The following is a 3,010-nucleotide window of genomic DNA, read 5'->3' as shown; positions in this document are numbered from 1 at the left end:
TAGTTCTTAGACATAATGAAGTATAGATCAGATTGTTTGTGCGAGCGAGAGCTTGTTCAATTCTTTGATGCATTAATTTGCATAGAAAATGACCAAGAGCGTAGGGTCAGCTCACAGAGTATATATTAGATATTTACAATGGAGAGTTTGATCCTGGCTCAGGACGAACGCTGGCGGCGGGCTTAACACATGCAAGTCGAAGGAGAAGGTAGCTGCTTGCAGTTACTGGAGACTGGCGGACGGGTGAGTAACGCGTAGATAACCTGCCTATATCTGGGGGATAACATCTCGAAAGGGGTGCTAATACCGCATAATGCAGCGGGGCCGCATGGCCACAGTTGTTAAAGGTTTCGGCCGGATATAGAGGGGTCTGCGTACTATTAGTTAGTTGGTGAGGTAACGGCTCACCAAGGCGATGATAGTTAGGGGGTCTGAGAGGATGATCCCCCACACTGGGACTGAGACACGGCCCAGACTCCTACGGGAGGCAGCAGTGAGGAATCTTGCGCAATGGGCGAAAGCCTGACGCAGCCACGCCGCGTGCCGGAAGACGGCCCTATGGGTTGTAAACGGCTTTTGAATGGGAAGAACGTACGAGATTCGTCTTGTAGTGACGGTACCATTTGAATAAGCACCGGCTAACTCCGTGCCAGCAGCCGCGGTAATACGGAGGGTGCAAGCGTTGTCCGGAATCATTGGGTGTAAAGGGTGCGTAGGCGGGAGCCTAAGTCTGTGGTGAAATCTTGCCGCTTAACGGTAAAATTGCCATAGATACTGGGTTTCTTGAGTACAGAAGAGGTCGGTGGAATTCGTAGTGTAGCGGTGAAATGCATAGATATTACGAAGAACATCAGTGGCGAAGGCGGCCGGCTGGACTGTAACTGACGCTGAGGCACGAAAGCGTGGGGAGCGAACAGGATTAGATACCCTGGTAGTCCACGCTGTAAACGATGTATGCTAGTTGTTGGTCCTTTGGGGCCAGTGACGCAGTTAACGCAGTAAGCATACCACCTGGGGAGTACGTCGGCAACGATGAAACTCAAAGGAATTGACGGGGGCCCGCACAAGCGGTGGAGCATGTGGCTTAATTCGATGCAACGCGAGGAACCTTACCTGGGCTAAATCCACAGTGTTATCTCCCGAAAAGGAGAGTCCCTTCGGGGCACTATGGAAGGTGCTGCATGGCTGTCGTCAGCTCGTGCCGTGAGGTGTTGGGTTAAGTCCCGCAACGAGCGCAACCCCTGTGGTTAGTTACCAGCACGTAATGGTGGGGACTCTAGCCAGACTGCCTACGCAAGTAGTGAGGAAGGTGGGGACGACGTCAAGTCATCATGGCCCTTACGTCCAGGGCTGCACACGTGCTACAATGGATGGTACAATGGGTAGCCACCCCGCGAGGGGGAGCAAATCCACAAAGCCATTCTCAGTTCGGATTGGAGTCTGCAACTCGACTCCATGAAGGTGGAATCGCTAGTAATCGCGTATCAGCAATGACGCGGTGAATACGTTCCCGGGCCTTGTACACACCGCCCGTCAAGCGATGGAAGTCAGGAGTACCTGATGTCGCTCCAGCAAGGAGTGCCTAGGGTAAGCCTGGTAACTGGCGCTAAGTCGTAACAAGGTAGCCGTACCGGAAGGTGCGGCTGGATCACCTCCTTTCAAGGAGAGCGTTCCTGCAATATGGAACTACGGCGCTACGCAAGCGCTCGTATCAAACAATCTGATCTGTACTTATTATATAGCGGGTGAACACTCGCCGCAGCCGGCGACCAACGCCTGTGCCGATACCCCGCTAAGCGGGGCTTGTAGCTCAGGTGGTTAGAGCGCACGCCTGATAAGCGTGAGGTCGGAGGTTCAAGTCCTCCCAAGCCCACAATTTAGTGCAAGGGGCTATAGCTCAGCTGGCTAGAGCACCTGCTTTGCAAGCAGGGGGTCCGGGGTTCGAATCCCCGTAGCTCCACACGAGTTTTTTGAGATTTAATACTGAGATTTAAGATACAAGATGTGAGATATTGAGAGGCGAGTAGCCCGCAGGCTCACAGGTGTTCTTTATAAGATTGTTTGAGGTGGTGAGGCGACTCGGTGAGAGTGGCGGAGCCAGACTGACACGCGCCGCACGCGAGAGTGCGGGTTCTTTGACATGATGAAAGCAATAGCAATAGTAAAAGGTCTGATGTTGCTTATTTACTTCGGTAGATAAGTGATGGAAGATAGTAGGGCATCTGTCCGATTGGACGGGTGTGCTACGCCAAGGTATCTGGATGCGGTTCGTCCCACATCCAGACCACAATTGTAAACCAATAGCATGAAGTACTTATGTAGGCCAGCGCGGCGGAGACGCCGTGCAAGCCATATAATAGAAGCATACTAAGGGCACACGGTGGATGCCTAGGCATACAGAGGCGAAGAAGGACGTGTAAAGCTGCGATAAGCTGCGGGGAGCTGCATAAGAGCAATGATCCGTGGATTTCCGAATGGGGCAACCCATCCCGGTTTACCGGGATACTCCTTTCGAGGAGGGCATACGGGGGGAACTGAAACATCTAAGTACCCCCAGGAGAAGAAAACAATCAAGTGATTTCCCAAGTAGCGGCGAGCGAACGGGAAGCAGCCCAAACCGGCTTCCTACGGGGAGTCGGGGTAGTAGGACCTGCGTAATTGAAACGAACTTAAGTCGAAACTGCCTGGAAAGCAGTCCCACAGAAGGTGAAAGGCCTGTAGGCGTACGGTGAGTTTTGAGGCGGGTATCCTGAGTAGCGCGAGGCCGGTGAAACCTTGCGTGAACCAGCCGGCACCATCCGGTAAGGCTAAATACATCTGTATGACCGATAGTGAACCAGTACCGTGAGGGAAAGGTGAAAAGAACGCCGAGAAGGCGAGTGAAATAGTACCTGAAACCGTGTGCTTACAAGCGGTCGGAGCCTCTCTTTGAGGGGTGACGGCGTGCCTTTTGTATAATGAGCCTACGAGTTGCTCCTGTTGTGCGAGGTTAAGCCCCTAAGGGGTGGAG

Annotated in this window: 2 tRNA genes and 2 rRNA genes (1 of these 4 only partly in view); all 4 read left to right on the top strand. The window is 52.9% G+C overall.

Features of this window, described 5'->3' with window-relative positions:
- Nucleotides 1–135 precede the first annotated feature (135 nt).
- Nucleotides 136–1,659, top strand: a 16S ribosomal RNA gene (locus AC13FX_RS00100).
- A gap of 140 nt (nt 1,660–1,799) precedes the next feature.
- A tRNA-Ile gene (locus AC13FX_RS00095) sits at nt 1,800–1,873 on the top strand.
- 13 nt (nt 1,874–1,886) lie between these two features.
- Nucleotides 1,887–1,960: transfer RNA gene (locus AC13FX_RS00090), tRNA-Ala, on the top strand.
- 395 nt (nt 1,961–2,355) lie between these two features.
- Nucleotides 2,356–3,010, top strand: a 23S ribosomal RNA gene (locus tag AC13FX_RS00085); it runs 2,242 nt beyond the window's last position.
- The 16S and 23S rRNA genes sit together here with 2 tRNA genes alongside, the layout of an rRNA operon.

The organism is Gracilimonas sp. B-17, from assembly GCF_056857935.1.
The sequence above is the reverse complement of the archived record's forward strand: the minus strand, read 5'-3'. Positions and strand labels throughout refer to the sequence as shown.